Annotated in this window: 14 protein-coding genes and 1 pseudogene; 13 read left to right on the forward strand and 2 right to left on the reverse strand. The window is 59.1% G+C overall.

The annotated features are described in order from the left end of the window. Nucleotides 1-6 precede the first annotated feature (6 nt). The 5 genes from BLP23_RS29025 to BLP23_RS29045 all read left to right on the forward strand — a co-directional run bounded on the left by BLP23_RS29025 (nt 7) and on the right by BLP23_RS29045 (nt 4555). On the forward strand, nt 7-1305 hold the full coding sequence (locus BLP23_RS29025; protein ID WP_092588212.1) for an ABC transporter substrate-binding protein: 1299 nt from the start codon (nt 7-9) through the stop codon (nt 1303-1305). Between the two features lie 154 nt (nt 1306-1459). Continuing rightward, nucleotides 1460-2374 (forward strand): ABC transporter permease, encoded by a 915-nt coding sequence (locus BLP23_RS29030; protein ID WP_092588179.1) that lies wholly within the window; start codon nt 1460-1462, stop codon nt 2372-2374. A 1-nt stretch (nt 2375) separates the two neighbouring features. Then, nucleotides 2376-3197 carry an ABC transporter permease gene (locus tag BLP23_RS29035; RefSeq protein ID WP_092588180.1) on the forward strand — a complete coding sequence of 274 codons (822 nt, stop codon included), beginning with the start codon at nt 2376-2378 and terminating at the stop codon, nt 3195-3197. Nucleotide 3198: 1 nt separating this feature from the next. Then, on the forward strand, nt 3199-3942 hold the full coding sequence (locus BLP23_RS29040; RefSeq protein ID WP_092588181.1) for an aspartate/glutamate racemase family protein: 744 nt from the start codon (nt 3199-3201) through the stop codon (nt 3940-3942). A 1-nt stretch (nt 3943) separates the two neighbouring features. After that, entirely contained in the window at nt 3944-4555 is a 612-nt protein-coding gene (locus BLP23_RS29045; protein ID WP_092588182.1) for a flavin reductase family protein, read from the forward strand. Nucleotides 4556-4811: 256 nt separating this feature from the next. On the opposite strand, the gene BLP23_RS29050 is transcribed toward BLP23_RS29045, so the two are convergent. After that, a complete protein-coding gene (locus tag BLP23_RS29050; RefSeq protein ID WP_233426856.1) occupies nt 4812-6647 on the reverse strand; it encodes a potassium transporter Kup in 1836 nt (611 codons plus the stop codon). A gap of 462 nt (nt 6648-7109) precedes the next feature. Between BLP23_RS29050 and arfA the strand changes: the two genes are divergently transcribed. The 7 genes and pseudogenes from arfA to BLP23_RS34780 all read left to right on the forward strand — a co-directional run. Continuing rightward, nucleotides 7110-8630, forward strand: coding sequence for an arabinosylfuranosidase ArfA (gene arfA, locus BLP23_RS29055; RefSeq protein WP_092588184.1), 1521 nt, complete (start codon nt 7110-7112; stop codon nt 8628-8630). Between the two features lie 61 nt (nt 8631-8691). After that, nucleotides 8692-9777: an ABC transporter ATP-binding protein gene (locus BLP23_RS29060; RefSeq protein WP_092588185.1), complete on the forward strand. Its 1086-nt coding sequence runs from the start codon at nt 8692-8694 to the stop codon at nt 9775-9777. 141 nt (nt 9778-9918) lie between these two features. Then, on the forward strand, nt 9919-11187 hold the full coding sequence (locus BLP23_RS29065; RefSeq protein WP_092588186.1) for an ABC transporter substrate-binding protein: 1269 nt from the start codon (nt 9919-9921) through the stop codon (nt 11185-11187). 102 nt (nt 11188-11289) lie between these two features. Further along, the gene (locus tag BLP23_RS29070; RefSeq protein ID WP_092588213.1) at nt 11290-12123 is read left to right on the forward strand and encodes a carbohydrate ABC transporter permease; all 834 of its coding nucleotides are present in this window, start codon (nt 11290-11292) and stop codon (nt 12121-12123) included. A gap of 3 nt (nt 12124-12126) precedes the next feature. Further along, nucleotides 12127-12951 carry a carbohydrate ABC transporter permease gene (locus BLP23_RS29075; RefSeq protein WP_092588187.1) on the forward strand — a complete coding sequence of 275 codons (825 nt, stop codon included), beginning with the start codon at nt 12127-12129 and terminating at the stop codon, nt 12949-12951. A gap of 164 nt (nt 12952-13115) precedes the next feature. After that, nucleotides 13116-14039 carry an ArsR/SmtB family transcription factor gene (locus BLP23_RS29080; RefSeq protein ID WP_092588188.1) on the forward strand — a complete coding sequence of 308 codons (924 nt, stop codon included), beginning with the start codon at nt 13116-13118 and terminating at the stop codon, nt 14037-14039. A 181-nt stretch (nt 14040-14220) separates the two neighbouring features. Further along, a pseudogene (locus tag BLP23_RS34780) lies at nt 14221-14798 on the forward strand (nucleotidyltransferase); the annotation flags it as partial. 266 nt (nt 14799-15064) lie between these two features. Here BLP23_RS34780 and BLP23_RS29095 read toward each other — a convergent pair. Beyond that, on the reverse strand, nt 15065-16528 hold the full coding sequence (locus BLP23_RS29095; protein ID WP_092588190.1) for a pyridoxal phosphate-dependent decarboxylase family protein: 1464 nt from the start codon (nt 16526-16528) through the stop codon (nt 15065-15067). 408 nt (nt 16529-16936) lie between these two features. On the opposite strand from BLP23_RS29095, the gene BLP23_RS29100 reads away from it, so the two are divergent. After that, nucleotides 16937-17905 carry a DMT family transporter gene (locus tag BLP23_RS29100; RefSeq protein ID WP_139187135.1) on the forward strand — a complete coding sequence of 323 codons (969 nt, stop codon included), beginning with the start codon at nt 16937-16939 and terminating at the stop codon, nt 17903-17905. Nucleotides 17906-17942 lie beyond the last annotated feature (37 nt).

Consider the following 17942-nt stretch of genomic DNA (forward strand, 5'->3'; position numbering starts at 1 on the left):
ACTGACATGACGACTGAAACGAAGACAACCAAGGCTGAGAAGGGCATTTCCCGCCGTTCGCTTTTGAAGACGGGCGCTGCCGCCATCGGCGCAGCCGCCGGCTCGGGGCTGATCACCGGCTTTCCGACGATTTGGGCGCAGTCCAGCATCACGCTTCGCCAGTTCGGCACGGGCGTGTCAAACATCAATGCGATCGCCGAACAGTGCAAGAAGGACCTCGGCATCACGCTTGAGATGACGGCAACGGACTCGGACGCTGCTGCCCAGCGTGCCGTCACCCAGCCGGACAGCTATGACATCGCCGACATCGAATATTGGATTGCCAAGAAAGTCTTTCCGACCGGCGTCCTCCAGCCGATGGATACGTCGAAGCTCAAATATTTCGACAAGATCGTGCCGCTCTTCATCAACGGCAAGATGAAGCCGGACAGCGTCATTGCGCAGGGTACTGCACCGCATACGGTCGGCTTCGTCGAGGGCGCCGATTCCAAGACCTTCGCCAAGGAGCCGACGAAGTGGATGACGATGGTTCCGACCATTTACAACGCCGACACGCTTGGCATCCGTCCGGATCTCGTCGGCCGCGAGATCACCACTTGGGCCGACATCATGGATCCGAAGTTCAAGGGCAAGACCTCGATCCTGAACATTCCCTCGATCGGCATCATGGATGCCGCGATGATCATGGAAGCCATGGGCAACATCAAATATGCCGACAAGGGCAACATGACCAAGGAAGAGATCGACAAGACGATTGAATTCCTGATCAAGGCAAAGAGCGAAGGCCAGTTCCGCGCCTTCTGGAAGAGCTTCGACGAGTCGGTCAACCTGATGGCGTCGGGCGAGGTCGTCATCCAGTCCATGTGGTCGCCGGCCGTTGCCGCTGTCCGTTCCAAGGGTATTGCCTGCAAGTACCAGCCGCTCAAGGAAGGCTACCGCGCATGGGGCGGCGGTCTCGGCCTTGCCTCGCACCTCAAGGGCGCTCAGCTCGACGCCGCCTACGAGTACATCAACTGGTACACGTCCGGCTGGGTCGGCGGCTACCTCAACCGCCAGGGCTACTACTCTGCCTGCATGGAAACCGCCAAGGGCTTCATGTCGGCCGACGAATGGGGCTACTGGATCGAGGGCAAGCCGGCGCAGGGCGATATTCTCTCGCCGGAAGGCAAGGTCATGGAGAAGGCCGGCGCCGTCCGCGATGGCGGCTCCTTCGAGGCCCGCATGGGCGCTGTTGCCTGCTGGAACTCGGTCATGGACGAAGACCGCTACATGGTCCGCCGCTGGAACGAGTTCATCGCCGCATAAGATGTTCGCCGCGTTCGTCTCCTCAACCCTCCCGACACAAGGAGGGGACCCGGAGCGGTCGCGGCAGAAACTCCCTCCTTCTGCGGGAGGGCTGGGGAGGGGTCTTTCGGATCCCTTCCATTTTGGTTTCCGCGAATGTCTAAGAGGACAGAAGATGGCAACGATCGCTTCCGCACAACCCGGTGAGAAGGCTGAGCGCGTTCGAAGTGGCGGCTTTCGCCTGCCGCTGGCTGCGATTTCCTATTTCCAGGCCCTGCCGCTCGTTCTGATCCTCGGTTTCTTCTTCCTGCTGCCGATCGCGATGATCGCGGTCGTGAGCTTCTGGGATTACGACTTTGCGGGGCTCTATCCCGCCTTCCTCACCATGAATTATACCGAGACGCTCGGTTCATGGGTCACCTGGAAGATCTACCTTAACACGCTCAAATTCACCGTCATCGTCTGGGCGCTGACGCTCCTCATCGGCTTTTGGGTCGCCTATTTCCTGGCTTTCCATATCCGCAAGACCTCGACGCAGATGATCCTCTTCCTTGTCTGCACCGTCCCCTTCATGACGTCGAACATCATCCGCATGATCTCGTGGATTCCGGTGCTCGGCCGCAATGGGCTCGTCAATACGACGCTGATTGAGATGGGCCTCATTCCGCAGCCGATTGAGTGGCTGCTCTATTCCGATTTCGCCGTCGTACTCGCCATGGTGCACCTTTATACGCTCTTCATGGTGACGCCGATCTTCAACACGCTGATGCGCATCGACCGCTCGCTCTTCGAGGCGGCGCGCGATGCCGGTGCCGGTGGCTGGCAAATCCTCTGGAACGTGGTCATCCCGCTTGCAAAACCCGGTATGGCGATCGGTACGATCTTCGTCGTGACGCTGGTGATGGCGGATTTTTCCACCGTGCAGGTCATGTCCGGCGGCCAGAGCGCTTCGGTCGCATTGATGATGAAAAACCAGATGTCGCTGCTGCAGTATCCGGCGGCTGCCGCCAATGCTGTCGTGCTTCTGGTCGTCGTGCTCTTGATGGTCGCCGCCATTCTGCGCGTCGTCGACATCCGCAAGGAGCTTTGAGATGAACCATGAAAAGCGAACCGTCGAATTCTACGTGCTCGCGGCCTTTTTTGCCGTCTTCGTGGTCTTTCTCTACGGCCCGCTCTCGGCGGTCCTGATCCTGTCGTTCCAGGGGCCGGACGGTGGCCTGACCTTCCCGCTGAACGGGGTTTCGGTTCACTGGTTCTTCAACCTTTTCGAAAAGCAGGCCGTCGGCGATTTCGGCGCATCCTTCAAACGGTCCTTTTCGCTCGGCTTGATGGTGATGATCGTCACCGTCGTCGTCTCGCTGCTCGCAGGTCTGGCCTTCCGCCGGAAATTCCGGGGCTCGACGGCACTGTTTTATGCGACCGTTGCGAGCCTCGTTGTTCCCTCGATCATCATTTCGCTCGGCATCGGCGTCGTCTTCCAGCAGGGCGGTCTGAAGCCTGCCTGGTATTCCTCGGCTTTCGGCGCGCACCTCACCTGGACGCTGCCGTTCGGCGTGCTGATCATGTTTGCCGTCTTCAACCGGTTCTCGCCGGCCTATGAGGAAGCGGCGCGCGATCTCGGCGCAAGCTCATGGCAGACCTTCCGGCACGTTGTCTTGCCGATGATCCTGCCGAGCCTAATCGGCGTCGGCCTTTTCGGCTTCACGCTCTCCTATGACGAATTCGCCCGCACGCTGATGACGTCGGGCACCTACAACACGCTGCCGCTCGAAATCTACGGCATGACGACGAACGTCACGACGCCCGTGCTTTATGCGCTCGGAACCGTGACGACCCTCTTCTCCTTTACCATTATCCTCGTCGCGCTCGGCATCATGATGATGCTCAGCCGGCGGCAGGCAAAGATCAAATGACATGCGCATATTGCTGGTAAACCCCAATACGACGGCCTCGATGACGGAAAAGGCTGCTATCGCCGCACGCGCCGTCGCCGCAACAGGGACGGACATCATCGCTGCCACGTCCCGTATGGGACCGGTTTCGATCGAAGGCCACTATGACGGGGCGCTGGCAATCCCGGGACTGCTGATGGAGCTGAAGGAGCGCCAGGAGGCTGGCTATGACGCGGCGGTCGTCGCCTGCTTCGACGACACCGGCCTTGATGCGGCGCGCGCCTTTGCCAATGTGCCGGTGCTCGGCCTTTGCGAATCTGCGGTGGCGACGGCCGGCTTCCTGGCGCAACGCTTCACGGTCGTTACCACGCTGGAGCGCTCCCGCGTGCTCATCGACAATCTTGTCCGCCGCTACGGCATGGGCGGTCGGGCGAAGGTAAGGGCATCCGACATCCCCGTGCTCGAACTCGAAAACGAGGCCTCCGGTGCCATCGGGAAGCTTCGGGCTGAGATCGAAAAGGCACTTTCGGAAGATGGTGCGGAAGCAATCGTGCTCGGCTGTGCGGGCATGACCGATCTCGCGCGCGATTTGCAGGAGATCTATGGTGTTCCGGTCGTCGATGGCGTTGCTGCGGCCGTGAAGCAGGCCGAAGCGCTGGTGTCGCTCGGACTTTCGACCAGCAAGCGCGGCTCCTATGCCTCGCCGCTTCCCAAGGCCTTCACGGGCGCGATGAGCAGATTTGCCCCAATGCGGACAGCAAGCTGATATGAGCATCTCCTTCGACTTTGCGACACTGAGCGAACGCGAGCGCTACAAGCTGATGATCGGCACGATCATTCCGCGTCCGATCGCGCTGGTGACGACGGTGGACGAGGAGGGCCGCATCAATGCCGCACCCTTTTCCTTCTTCAACTGCCTCTCGGCCGACCCGCCGATCCTGGCGCTGGGCGTCGAGAACCATCCGGACATGTCGTTTAAGGATACCGCCCACAATATCCGCATGACCGAGGTTTTCACCGTCAATATCGTTTCCTTTTCAATCGCCGAGGCGATGCATGTCTGCGGCGCGAAGTATCCGCGCGGTGTCGATGAACTGAAGGAGGCGGGTCTGACCGCCATGCCCGGAGAAAAGGTCGGTTCGCCCTGGATTGCCGAGGCTCCTGCCGCCTTCGAATGCCGCAGGCATGTGACGCTGGAGCTTGGCAAGTCGCGCCAGGTTATCCTCGGTGAAATCGTCTTTGCGCATTATCGCGACGGTGTTGTCGATCCGGAGCGCTTTCACGTTGACCCAGCAGCAGTCGATGCGATCGCCCGCCTTGGCGGCGACATCTGCTCCACCGTCCGCGACCGCTTCGAGATGCTGACGCCGAAGTTGTAGATCGGCGGTCATCTGCCAGAAGCAAGCCTGCTCGTATCTCAAGACCCTGGCGGCAATTTTCTGGACAGCGACCCTTGGGGAGAGAAGCAGAAGGCAAGCGCGACCATTGCCTATGACGGCCGGTTCGACGGCTGTTTTATGTCGGCCGGCGAACGGTGTGCCGTCATTCGCATCTTTCGCCTTCGTCACGAAGAAAGCTTTGCGCTCGCAAGCGGGACGCCAGGCACCGCGCCGATGGAGGGCTGAACACAGCTGCTCAGATCGTCACCTGGATCCCGAGTTCGACGACACGCCCGGTCGGGAGCCGGAAATACTCAGTTGCGTTGCTGGCATTGTGCGCGAGTGCGATAAACACCCGATCCTGCCACAGCGGCATGCCGCCCTTTTCGGACGGCAAGATCGTCCTGCGCGACAGGAAAAAGGTCGTCGACATGATATCGAATTTGAGGCCGAGCTTGCGCGCCAGGATAAGGGCGCGGGGAATGTTGGGGGTCTCCATATAGCCAAAGGTGATGACGATGCGGCTGAACAGGGGATGCAGGCTCTCAAGGAAGATTTTCTCGTCATCGGCGACATAAGGTGACGGGGACGTCAGAACGCTGAGGATGATATTGTGCTCATGCAGCACCTTGTAGTGCTTCATGCTATGCAAGAGAGCAGTAGGCGCGCCTTCGACGTCACTTGTCAGAAACACTGCAGTTCCCGGCACGGTTGATGGCTTTTTCCTTGTCAGATTGTCGATGATCATCGTGAGGGGGACCTCGTCCGCCCTCGTCCTAATTGTCAGCAAGCGACGTCCGGAAATCCAGGTTTGCATCAAAAACGCGGCGGTGAGGGCCACGACGACGGGAACCCAGCCGCCTTGTCCGAACTTTGCGACGTTGGCGATGAAGAAGCTGGTGTCGATCAAGATCAGCGGAGCGATTACGATCAATGCAAGCGTCCGTCGCCATCTCCAGACGCGTCGCGCGACGACGAAAAGTAAAATACCGGTAATGAGCATCTCACCGGTGACGGCGATCCCGTAGGCGGCGGAAAGACCGCTGGAATTTCGAAACGTGGTCACCAAGGCGATGACGGCGACAAACAACAATGTGTTGACCTGGGGCATGTAGATTTGTCCGGCCTGAGTTTCCGACGTATGGCGGATGCTGAAGCGCGGCAGAAGATTGAGATGCATCGCTTGGCGGATAAGAGAATATGCCCCGGAAATGACCGCTTGGCTGGCAATGACGGTTGCAGCGGTAGCGAGAACGACCACAGGAAATTGCGCCCATTCGGGCTGCATCGCAAAAAAGGGATGTTCGATGTCCTCAGGATGGCCGAGGACATATGCGCCCTGACCGAAATAATTCAAAAGCAGGCTTGGAAACACCAGCGCGAACCAGGCAAAGACGATCGGCTTGCGCCCGAAATGCCCAAGATCCACGTAGAGCGCCTCGGCGCCGGTTACCGCCAGGAACGCTGCGCCCAGAACCGGCACTGAAATTCCAGTATGCGTGCCGAGAAATTGTATGGCGTGAAGCGGATTGATGGCCGAGAGGATCAAGGGCTGTTCAAGGATGTGCGCAAGGCCGGAGACGCCGAGTGTCAAAAACCATAATGCGGTGACGGGACCGAATACCGATGCGACACCGCCCGTCCCGAACCGTTGAACGAGAAACAGTGCCGTTATGATGGCAACCGTGGTCGGAACGACCCAGTGCGAAAGCTGCGGGGCGACCACCTCGAGGCCTTCGACCGCCGACAATACCGATATCGCAGGAGTGATGATGGCATCGCCCAGAAACAGCGACGCGCCGGCAATGCCAAGAACAAGGACCCAAACCGGCCTGCCTTCAAGGCTCTCTCGGGCAAGCGACATCAGTGAAAGCGTGCCGCCTTCTCCTTTGTTATCGGCTTTCAAGACGAAGCCGACGTATTTGATGGCGACGATGGAGGTCAATGCCCAGACGATCAGGGAAAGCAAACCGAGAATCTGCTTGCCATCGACTATTCCGGACATCTGACCGGAGACTCTCAGGGCTTCGCGGAATGCATAAATCGGGCTTGTGCCGATATCGCCGTAGACGACGCCGAGGGCCCCGAGCACGAGGAGGGGGAAATTCGCCGGTCCCCGGTGATCGTTTTCGGCTTGGGGTCCGTTCCCGGGTCGCTTCGTCGAGGTCAAGGTTGTTTCCTGGTTGACGATCGCTGTTCAACAGCCGGCGACGATCTGCCGTCCAGCCGCCAAAGAAGTCCCCGAAGAGGAAACGATGCGAACGTGCAAAGAGATCCTTGCCTCGGATCGTCCTGGTGACGGTTCCTCTCGATCGGATGCCCATAATCGCAGTTTCTGCGGTCAATGTCACGCCAGAGCAGCGATCCTTCAAGTGGATCACGGCCGGTCGGATGCGAAGCTGAAATGCGCAGCTGGCCAGGGCGAAAATACGTTCGCCAACCGCACACACTCAACATATGAAACCGATTTTTTGATACAAAACAAAATACTTGAAATAAAAAACTTCCAAGTCTAGCTTGCGGAAAAATCAAATTCAATAAACGAGGAACATTCATGCGGGCAAAAGCCACCCTCAACCGGGAATTCACGATCTCGACCGTCGACAAGCGGGTCTATGGCTCCTTCCTTGAGCACATGGGCCGCGCCGTTTACACCGGCATCTACGAACCGGGCCATGCCAAGGCGGACAAGGACGGCTTTCGAACCGATGTTCTTGATATGGTGCGCGATCTCGACATGCCGATCGTGCGCTATCCGGGTGGCAATTTCGTCTCGGCCTATCATTGGGAAGACGGTATCGGCCCGCGGGACCAGCGTCCGACAAGGCTTGATCTCGCGTGGCGAACACGTGAAGCGAACCAAGTGGGCATCAACGAATTCGCCGACTGGTCGAAGCTTGCCAACACCGAGATGATGCTCGCCATGAACCTCGGCTCGCGCGGACTGAACGATGCCCGCAACTTCCTCGAATATTGCAATCATCCGGGCGGAACCTACTGGAGCGACCTTCGTGCCAAGCACGGCTACAAGGACCCGCACAATGTCCGTATCTGGTGCCTCGGAAACGAGATGGACGGTCCCTGGCAGGTTGGCCACAAGAGTGCTGCCGAGTACGGCCACCTCGCCAACGAGGTCAGCAAGGCCTTCAAATATTTCGACAAGACCTTGGAGACGGTTGTCTGCGGCTCGTCCAACGACAAGATGAAGAGTTATCCCGAATGGGAGGCGACGGTTCTCGATGCGAGCTATGACAGTGTCGACTACATTTCGTTGCACAAGTACTTCGGCAACGAAGAAAACGACACGCTGAACTATTATGCCAAGGCGATCGAGCTCGATCGCTATATCGTCACCATCGGCGGCGTCATCGACTACATCAAGGCGAAGAAGCGGTCGAAGCGCGATGTGAAGATCTGCTTCGACGAATGGAACGTCTGGTATCACGACCGCAAGGAAGACGGCGAGCGGATCGCGAGCTGGGATTGGCCGGAAGCGCCGCCGCTCCTCGAAGAGCTCTATAATCTCGAGGATGCGATTTTCGTCGCTTCGCTGATCAATGTGTTCATCCGCCGCTCTGACCGGGTCAAGATCGCCTGCATGGCGCAGCTCGTCAACGTGATTGCGCCGATCCTCACCAAGACCGGCGGTCCGGCATGGCGCCAGTCGATTTATTATCCGCTGCAATTTGCCTCGAAATACGGTCGCGGCACGGCGCTGTCGGTGTCGTCATCCGGCCCGACTTACGACTGCGAGGTCGCGCAGGACGTGCCCTATCTCGATCTGTCGGCGGTGCTGCACGACGATGGCAAGACCATAGCGCTCTTTGCAATCAACCGCAGCCTTGACGAGGCGTTGGACTTCAGCGTCGACCTGCAAGGCTTCAAGGATCTCAAGATCGTGCAGCATCACGTCATGACAGGCGAGGATCTGAAAGCCAGGAACTCGGTCGAGAACCAGGAGCGCATCGTCCCAAAGGCGGGCGCGGGTCTTTCCATCACCGACGAGGGTGCGCTCATCGGGGCCCTGCCGGCAAAATCCTATCATTTCATACTGCTGTCTGTCGCCTCGGCGTGAACTGATTGCCAACGGGGCGGCGGAGGAGCCGCCCCGTTGAAAACGACAATCGGGAGGATGCATGTCTGGTATCAAGCTGACGAATGTCAGCAAGTCGTTCGGCTCGTTCAAGGTCATTCATGGCGTCGATATCGAGATCGAACAGGGTGAGTTCGCGGTTTTTGTCGGTCCCTCGGGCTGTGGAAAGTCGACGTTGCTCAGAATGATTGCAGGGCTGGAGGAGACGAGCGGCGGGGAAATCCGCATCGAAAACGACGATGTGACGCACAGGGAAGCCTCCAAGCGCGGCGTGGCGATGGTCTTCCAGTCCTATGCGCTCTATCCGCATCTGACCGTTTTCGAAAACATGGCGTTCAGCCTGTCGATCGCACGTCGGCCGAAAGCGGAGATCCAGCAGAAGGTCAAGGCGGCGGCCGACATTCTGCGTCTCGGTGACTATCTGGATCACAAGCCAAGCCAGCTTTCCGGCGGCCAGCGCCAGCGCGTGGCGATCGGCCGGGCGATCGTGCGCGAGCCGCGCGTCTTCCTTTTTGATGAGCCGCTGTCCAACCTTGACGCCGAACTGCGCGTAAAGATGCGCATGGAGATCGCCCGGCTGCACCGGCAGATCGGCGCGACCATGGTCTATGTCACGCATGACCAGGTGGAGGCGATGACGCTTGCCGACAAGATCGTCGTCCTGAGAGGAGGCGTCGTCCAGCAGGTTGGCGCGCCGCTCGAGCTCTATCGCGATCCGCAAAACATGTTCGTCGCAGGCTTCATCGGCTCGCCGGGCATGAACTTTCTGAAGGCAAAAGTCGTAAAGGCGGGGCAAGGCTTCTTGCGCGTCGAGCTTGAAGACGCGCCCGGCCACTCGTTCGATCTGCCGACGCGTACGGGTGTTGCTGCCGGCGCCTCCGTCCATGTCGGCGTCCGTCCGGAGCATATCGGGCTCGGGGCGAGCGAAGGCACTGTGACGCTTCCGGCCGTGGCCGAGTTCACCGAGGAGCTCGGCGGCACCGGCTACCTGCACATTTTGACTGCGAGTGGCGCGGAAATGACGGTCGAGTGCCGCGACAGCCGTCCGCAGCCTAAGGAAAAGATCAACCTCTCTTTGAGGGTCCCCGAAATGCTGGCCTTCGACAGCGAAGGCAGGAGGCTCAGCTGATAGCCGCAATTCGGGCGTCAAAGCCCGGATTTCGGAAGTGAATGCAGGATGAGGATGCAGGCCTTGGAGGAGGTCTGCAGCCAACACCGTTTCGTATCGCGGGATGGTCGCAACCCATGAATTTATCGAGGAGGAACCGACGTGAAAAAACTATTGAAACTGGCCGTTTCGGCGGCAATCGCATTGCTGCCCTCGGCAGCGGCATTCGCACAGACGGACATTACCTGGTGGGATTTCTTAAGCGGAGGTGACGGTATCCGCATGAAGGCGCTCATCAAGGAGTTCAACGACACCCACCCGGACATCAAGATCAACGCGACGACGCTTGAATGGGGCGTTCCCTTCTATACGAAGGTGCAGACGTCGGCAGCCGTCGGCCAGCAGCCCGACATCATGACCTATCATATGTCGCGTTATCCGCTCGCCGTCCCGACCGGGATCTTGCGGCCATTCTCGGATGAAGAGCTCGCTTCTGCCGGAATCAAGAAGGAAAACTACGTCGATGCGGCCTGGAAACAGGCGACTTTTGACAACAAGGTCTATGGCATTCCCTTCGACGTTCATTCGATCGTCCTTTACTACAACAAGACCATTTTGAAAGAGGCCGGGTTGCTGGGCGACGACGGTCTGCCCAAGGGTCTCGACGGGCTCGACAATTTCAATGCCGCGCTCGAGAAGATCAAGGCAACCGGCAAGGTCGAGTATCCGTTGTCGCTGCACACCGACGAAGGCGGATCGATGTGGCGCGTCTTTTATACCCTGCTTTCACAGCAGGGCGCAAAGTTCATCGACGCAGACGAGATCCTGCCGGGCGATGCCGGCGTCAAGGCGCTGCAGACCATGGCGAACTGGGTTTCCACCGGCTATTCGCCGAAACTGATTTCCTATGAAGCCTCGATTGCGCTTTTCACCTCCGGCAAGGCCGCCATGCACATCAACGGCGTCTGGGAGGTGCCGACCATGGTCGACCTGCAGAAGAACGGCAATCTCGGTTTTGAATGGGGTGCCATCGAAATCCCCAACCTGATGGGTACGCAGGCGACCTGGGCGGACTCGCACTCCTTCGCGATCCCGAACAGCGATGCCAAGCCGATCGCTCCGGAGAAGGTGAAGATCGTACTCGAGATCATCAACTGGATGAACGAGCATAGCATCTCCTGGGCGAGTGCGGGTCACATTCCGGCCTATAAGCCCGTGACCGACAGCAAGGAATTCAAGGAAATGCAGCCGAACGCGACCTATGCGAAGCTCGCAGACACGGCTGCCTTCGATCCGGTCTCCAAACTCGCAGGCGTCGCAGGCCCGATCTATGAGGCGACGCAGAACTTCGTGGTTCCGGCATTGAACGGGCAGCTCGAACCGGAAGACGCGATCGAGCAGATGCGCGAAGAACTGAAGAGCCAGATGTGAAAATTCGCCGGCCGGAGCGACGCTCCGGCCGGCGTTTGCGCTTGAAGGAGATGCTTAGTGTTCAGCAGTGAAAGACGAGGCAAGACGCTGACGGCGATCATCATGATCGCGCCGTTTCTGACCGCCTATCTGGTCGTGTTCGCCTACCCGGTCTACAAGATGTTTGCCTTGAGCTTCACCGACGCGCCGTTGATCGGCGCCGGGCAATGGGTTGGTTTCGGCAACTATGTGAAGCTTTTCGGCCAGAAGCTCTTCTATACGTCCGTGTCGAACACCGGCTATTTCGTCTTGTTGACCGTCATTCCGAACACGCTGATCGGCCTTGGTCTGGCGCTGATGGTCGTGCGGCTGAAGGGGTGGCTGCAGAGCCTGATACTCGTGCTTTTCTTCATCCCCTATATTCTGCCGGTTTCTGTCGTGACCCAGATATGGCAATGGGTGCTCGACCAGCAGTTCGGCATCGCGCAGTACATCATCGAATTCTTCACCGGCAAGCGCATCAGTGTTTTCCGTGATCCCGTCTGGGCCATGCCGATGGTGGCCCTCGTCACGGTCTGGTGGACGAACGGCTTCAACCTTTTGCTTTTCATCGCCGGACTGCGCAATATTCCGCAGGATTATTATGAGGCTGCGATGCTCGACGGTGCGACGCGCCTCCAGTGCTTCCGTCGCATCACCTGGCCGCTGATCTGGCCGGTCACGGCGCTTGTTCTCACGCTCCAGCTTATCCTGCAGCTGAAGATTTTCGACCAGGTCTATTTGATGACCGAAGGCGGACCCTTCAACTCGACCTATGTGCTGCTGCAGCTTGTTTACCGCGAGGCCTTCCGCCTCAATCATGGTGGTGTCGGCTCGGCGGTGGCCGTGATGCTCTTTTTGATCATCGTCGTCGTTTCCGTGCTGCAATACCAGCTTCTGCGCGTAAGGGAGCGCTGAGACATGCCCGGCAAGAGTATCGGCAACGCGCTTCTTCTCGTCCTTACCCTGTGCATCGCCTGCATGTGGGCATTCCCGATCTATTGGGCGATCGTCACATCGATCAAACCGGAGCAGGAGGTGGTATCGAAAACCACCTTCATTCCGGACGTCTTCAACTTTTCGGCCTATTACTTCGCGCTTTTCAATACCAATCTCGCCACCTGGTACATGAATTCGATCGTGACCTCGGTCACCGTCACGATCGTCGTAATCCTGATCAGCGTGATGTGCGCCTACGCGCTGTCGCAGATCGTCTTTCCGGGCCGCAAACTGCTCTATGGCATCATCCTCGCGAGCTTCATGGTGCCGTCGCAGGCTCTTGTGGTCTCGCAGTTCGTGCTCATGCACCGGCTCGGCCTGATCAATACCTGGGGTGGCATCATCCTGCCGCAACTGATCGTTCCGGTGGTCGTCATCGTCTACAAGCAGTTCTTCGATTCCGTTCCAAAGGAATTGCGCGAAGCGGCAAAGCTCGACGGCTGCGGGGAGTTCCAGATCCTCTTCAAGCTCTATCTGCCGCTGAACTGGGGAATTACCACGGCACTTGCGATCATTACCTACATCATGGCCTGGAACGCCTTCCTGTGGCCCTTCCTAGTCACGAGCTCGGAGGACATGATGACGGTTACCGTCGGCATTACCCAGATCAGCGATGCCTTCGGCGTCAAATATGCCCGTGACATGGCCGTCGCGATCCTCGCCGCCATGCCCGTCGCAGTTGCCTATCTGCTCTTCCAGAAGCGCGTGACGCAGGCGCTGATGCTCTCTTCCGGCATCAAGGGGTAGACGAATGAAGAACACCTTTCGGGCCGAGGTGAGAAGGCCCAGCCGGTCCGCGGCAGCTCTCCCGAGGCGCGGGCCGGCACACATAGAAAAGGCGGCGACACCGGCAACCCTGCATGGTATCAGCGAAGTACAGCCGAGAAAGACTGGAGAACCAGTAGTAGCGCATGGAGACTAAGCTTCTAACCGTCGATCCGATGAAGGATGCCGAAGTCGTACAGGCCCTCGGTTCAACGACGCGTATCGAAATCCTCAACCTGCTGCGCCAGCAAGGCCCCTTGAATGTGAACGACATCGCCGGTCACATGGGCTTGCCGCAATCGACGGCAGCGACCAACTTGAAGGCGCTGGAACAGGCAGGGCTGATACAGACGCAGACGATGAAGGCGACGAAGGGTAATCAGAAGGTCTGCTCCTGCATTTACGACGAAATTCTGATCCGCTTCGGCGCCAGTGGCACAAAGTCTGCCGAAGACGTCGTAACCGTCAGCATGCCGATCGGGCTTTTCACGGAATTCGAAGCGGAGGCGCCCTGCGGCCTGTGCTCGGTTAACAACGTCATCGGCATGCTGGACGTGCAGGAAGTCTTCCTCGACCCGCAGCGCATGCAGGCCGCACTTTTGTGGTTCACCCGCGGCTATGTGGAGTACAAATTTCCGAACAATGCCAAGGTCACGGGCCGGAAGATCCGCAAGGTGGAATTTTCGGCGGAGCTCAGCTCCGAGACGCCGGCGACCAATGCCAACTGGCCATCCGACATCTCGATCTGGGTGAACGGCATCAAGGCCGGCCACTGGACGTCACCGGGCGATTTCGGCGACCGGCGCGGCATGTACTCGCCGGCTTGGTGGAAACTCAGCGGCTCGCAGTACGGCAAGCTCAAGACCTGGACGATCGACGACAAGGGAACCTGGATCGATGGTGCGATGGTCTCGACACAGACGATTGCCTCGCTCGGCATTGCCGATCATCATTCCATTCGCTTTCGCATCGGCATTGACGAGAAGGCGGACAATCCGGGCGGCATGAATATTTTCGGCAAGGGCTTCGGGGATTTCGACCAGGACCTGGAGATGTCGATCTATTTTTGAGCAAACCAGGGAAACGGAAGGAGCTCGCCTCCTGTCATGTCGGCGAGCCCCATGAATGTCATCGACTTGGTCGAGTTCGGTGACAGCAGACAAACGCAGCTTTCGGCAAAAAGTTCCTGCCAGCGACGGAACCAACATTCCCGCCACCTTAGGTGCTCTGCCAATGCTGGTGTGAAGAAGAATGGTCGAGGCGTTGGCTGCGCTAAGAAAGCGATTCAACGGGAGTGCCTTGACGAAGTCGAGCCTCGATCATCTTCCGGAAAAGAAGCAGCGCGAACTGGCGCGTGTTGTCGAGATCATTCACGAGGAATTCGAAAACGCGTTGAAGGGTGGGGAGGCGGAATTCAAAAAGAAGGGCCGCATCTGGAAGGTCATTCTCTTCGGGTCTATGGCCGCGGCACCTGGGTCAATGAACCGCATACGATGAAGGGTTATCGGTCCGACTACGATACCCCCATTATCGTCAATACGAAGAAGCTGACCGACCCCGAATATTGGTATGCCGCCAAGGATCGGTTGATGCGTGACCGTGGTATCAAGACCTTGGTCAATCCAATCATCCATTCCCGTCGTGAGGTCGGCGACGCTCTGCACCGCGGACAGCATTTTTTCTCAGACATCCGGCGAGATGGCATCGTTATTTATGAAGTCGATAATCAACCGCTTCCCGCGCCACATCTCTTGTCTGCCGAACAGGCAGGCATCGTCGCAACGGGTCATTTCAATGCGCGTTTTCCTCTCGCCATCGGCTTTCTAGAAGGACGCCTTTCCAGCAAAAAATCTCGATCCAGCCGCGCCCGCCTCCGTCTGGTCGCGACCAAGATCGAGCCCGGTGATCTTCGAACGCTGGCAAAGCCGATGAGCAGTACGGCGCGGTTGCGAAGGCCGGCCAAGTGTCTCGAGCATCGCTATGAGGTCTTCCGGCAGGATCGCCTCCTTCCGGAGCACGAAAAATACAAGCTCGCCGGCAGGGATGCGCGCATCATCCCGGTGGACGAGCTTGAAGCTCGCATCTGAAACTCCTCTCAAGAGGTTGCTGCGTGCAGGTGATCGCCAATGCGGATTACCTCCCGCACGAAAAGTTCCAGATCCTCATGCCGTGTACGGTGGTTGGCGATCGCGGCGCGTAGGCAATGCTCGCCGTGAACGGTCGTGTCGGAGACGACGGCGATGCCTTGTTCCTGTAGCCGCAGCATGATCTCGACGTTGATTTCCTTTCGCCGGGGCGCATCGGCATCGTGTGGCCGGTAGCGGAAGCACACGATGTTGACAAAGGTTGGGGCAACCAGTTCCAGCATCGGCTCGGCTTCGATCCGTTGTGCGAGATGGCGAGCCTGCGCGATGGCCTGGTCTATCAGGCGCCCGAATTTCGCGACGCCATGCTCCTTCAGCGCCATCCATACCTTCAGGGCCCGGAAACCGCGCGAGGTCTGCAAACCGTAATCGTGCAGCCAAACTCCCGCCGCCAGGCCGCGCGGCGCGGTTTCGAGATACTCGGCCGTCGTCGCGAAGGCGCCGCGGTGTGCGGCCGCATTGCGGACCAGCGCACAGCCCGCTTCGAACGGAGCATGCAGCAGCTTGTGCGGGTCCAGGGCCACGGAATCGGCACGCTCGATGCCAGAGACCAGATGCCGGTTTTCCGGCGCGATCGCGATGAGCGCGCCGACACAGCCGTCCACATGCAGCCAGAGCCCTTCGCGTGCCGCAAGGTCGGCGAGCGCAGGAAGGTCGTCGATCGCGCCCGTATTGACCGTTCCCGCATTCGCGATGATGCAGGCGGGGCGGATGCCCTGCGCGCGATCCTGCGCGATCGCCGCTTCAAGCTCCGCGATATCGATCCGGAGCGCTGCGTCGGTGCCGACGCGCCTCAATGCGCCGTTGCCGAGGCCGAGCGCCTCAATGGCCTTGCGGTGGCACCCGTGGATCTGGTCCGATCCGTAAAAGCGTAGCGGCTGCGGCATTGCCGCGACGCCATGCTCGCGAACGTCCACGCCGGCCTTGACATTGCGCGCGACGGTCAACCCGATAAGGTTCGCCATCGAGCCGCCGCTGACCAGCGTGCCGCTGGCCTCCGCCGGAAAGCCCAGCATCTCCTTGCACCAGTTGACGACCTGTCCATCGACGAGGGCTGCAGCATGGTTGCCGCCGCCGACGTTGGAGCCCTGGATCGCGGCCAGGAAATCGCCGAGCGCGCCAGTGAAATTGCCGGAGCCCATGTACCAGGCCCAGAACCGCGGGTGAATATTGCCCATTGGATAGGCCATCACGGCATCGGCCACCGTGCGATAGACCTCGCCGAGCGGCGTGGCGCCGGTCGGCAGGGGGGTGCGGAAGATGTCCCGCACGTCCGCGGGCATGGCCCGCCAGGCCGGCCGGTCGCGCACGTCGCGGAGATAGCCGATCGCATCGCTGACGATGCGATGCGACAGGGTCTCGACCTCCGACCAATCGGAAGGATCGAGCGTTTCTTCCTTCGGCATCCCGTCCATTGCCCGCCTCCCTTACGCGACCGCCTGGAACTGGGAGCGGGGCGTCGAGCGTGTTAGAAACCTCGATGTTGAGGATATGAGAAATCGGCTCTGTTGAATAGGCAGTACGGCGCGTCTGCGCAAATCGCGTCCCGACGATAGCGCGATGTCTGTTTCGAAGCGTTGCGGATCTTCTGCGACCCGATGAAGATCACGAAACGGAGGATCGAGAGCGTCGCACTTTCATAAGCCTGCCGTTCAGTTCAGCCTCCGAGAGGGTGGTTCTCATTTTCGCTGGGTACCGACCAAGGCTCGCGGCCAGTAATTTCCGCCCATTCGATCAAGGGTTTCGCTTGGTCGCTAAACCGACACTGTCGGCGTCACCGGAGATCAAAGGTTCAGTGACGCAACTTCGAAAGGGTGAAGATGATGGACAGAGTCTTCTATGTTGGTGTGTCAGCCGCTCTCTTTGCGGCCTTTGCCTTTTCGCTCAACTTCGTTGTCCCCTTCATCATCGGTGACTATTCCACCTTTGATTTTGCCCTCATCCGTCATGTTGTCTCAGCTCTCGTCGGGGTTTACATTCTGGTTTCTGAGAAGCGCATAGTGCGCCATCTCACACTTTGGAACTGCCTAGAGGCCATCTGGCTCGCCTTCGTCGGATATGTCGGTTACTTCCTGACGGTTACGGGAGCGGCCGTCTTTGCCGGCCCGGTTATCGCTCCGGCCTTTCTCGGCCTGGTGCCGATCGTGTTGATGGTCATTGGCAATCACCGTCAGGGATCATTGCCGTGGCGGTCCCTTATGTTACCTCTGGCGCTGGTGCTGGCCGGCCTTGTCCTCATCAATGGCACGGCCTTCACGGCCGAAGGATTGAACTCTGTCGAATCGTTGTGGGTCGGCGCGCCGCTGGCGCTCGCTGCCGTGGGACTTTGGGTGTGGTTCGCCCTCGCCAATCAGGCTGCACTCGACGCCCGACCGGAAATGCCCTCTGGTGTGTGGTCGGCGCTGATACTGGTCGGAGGCGGCGTCTTGATGCTGGCCTTCTATCCCCTCGGTGCCGCAATGGACCTCTTCCGTCTTCCAACATTGGGTTTCGGCTGGAGCGCTGCTGGCAGATTATATGTTTGGGGCGCATCTTTCGCGTTGCTGGCCACTGTGGGCGGCGTCTGGGCCTGGAACATTGCATCCCGGAGCTTGCCTGTCGCACTGGCCGCGCAGTTGATCGTCTCGGAGACAGCCTTCGGAGTAATAGGAGGGCTTGTTGTGCATGCCCGTTGGCCAACCCCGATCGAAGTGACTGGGGTAGTCGTCCTGATCGCCGGCGTGGTTCTGTCAGTGGGGATTTTCTACGATCGCCAATTCGCATCGGGAAAGACGTTGCTTGCGCACGAGTGACCTGCTGGACGTGCAGCCGAATGGCTCAGTCTTGGCG

This window comes from Rhizobium mongolense subsp. loessense (genome assembly GCF_900099775.1).
Taxonomy (GTDB): Bacteria; Pseudomonadota; Alphaproteobacteria; order Rhizobiales; family Rhizobiaceae; genus Rhizobium; species Rhizobium loessense.

Coding starts and splice junctions, on each gene's coding strand:
- BLP23_RS29060 (WP_092588185.1), top strand. CDS start 8,692: ATGTCTGGTATCAAGCTGACGAATGTCAGCAAGTCGTTCGGCTCGTTC.
- BLP23_RS29095 (WP_092588190.1), bottom strand. CDS start 16,528: ATGGACGGGATGCCGAAGGAAGAAACGCTCGATCCTTCCGATTGGTCG.
- BLP23_RS29070 (WP_092588213.1), top strand. CDS start 11,290: ATGATCGCGCCGTTTCTGACCGCCTATCTGGTCGTGTTCGCCTACCCG.
- BLP23_RS29075 (WP_092588187.1), top strand. CDS start 12,127: ATGCCCGGCAAGAGTATCGGCAACGCGCTTCTTCTCGTCCTTACCCTG.
- arfA (WP_092588184.1), top strand. CDS start 7,110: ATGCGGGCAAAAGCCACCCTCAACCGGGAATTCACGATCTCGACCGTC.
- BLP23_RS29035 (WP_092588180.1), top strand. CDS start 2,376: ATGAACCATGAAAAGCGAACCGTCGAATTCTACGTGCTCGCGGCCTTT.
- BLP23_RS29025 (WP_092588212.1), top strand. CDS start 7: ATGACGACTGAAACGAAGACAACCAAGGCTGAGAAGGGCATTTCCCGC.
- BLP23_RS29045 (WP_092588182.1), top strand. CDS start 3,944: ATGAGCATCTCCTTCGACTTTGCGACACTGAGCGAACGCGAGCGCTAC.
- BLP23_RS29040 (WP_092588181.1), top strand. CDS start 3,199: ATGCGCATATTGCTGGTAAACCCCAATACGACGGCCTCGATGACGGAA.
- BLP23_RS29100 (WP_139187135.1), top strand. CDS start 16,937: ATGGACAGAGTCTTCTATGTTGGTGTGTCAGCCGCTCTCTTTGCGGCC.
- BLP23_RS29030 (WP_092588179.1), top strand. CDS start 1,460: ATGGCAACGATCGCTTCCGCACAACCCGGTGAGAAGGCTGAGCGCGTT.
- BLP23_RS29080 (WP_092588188.1), top strand. CDS start 13,116: ATGGAGACTAAGCTTCTAACCGTCGATCCGATGAAGGATGCCGAAGTC.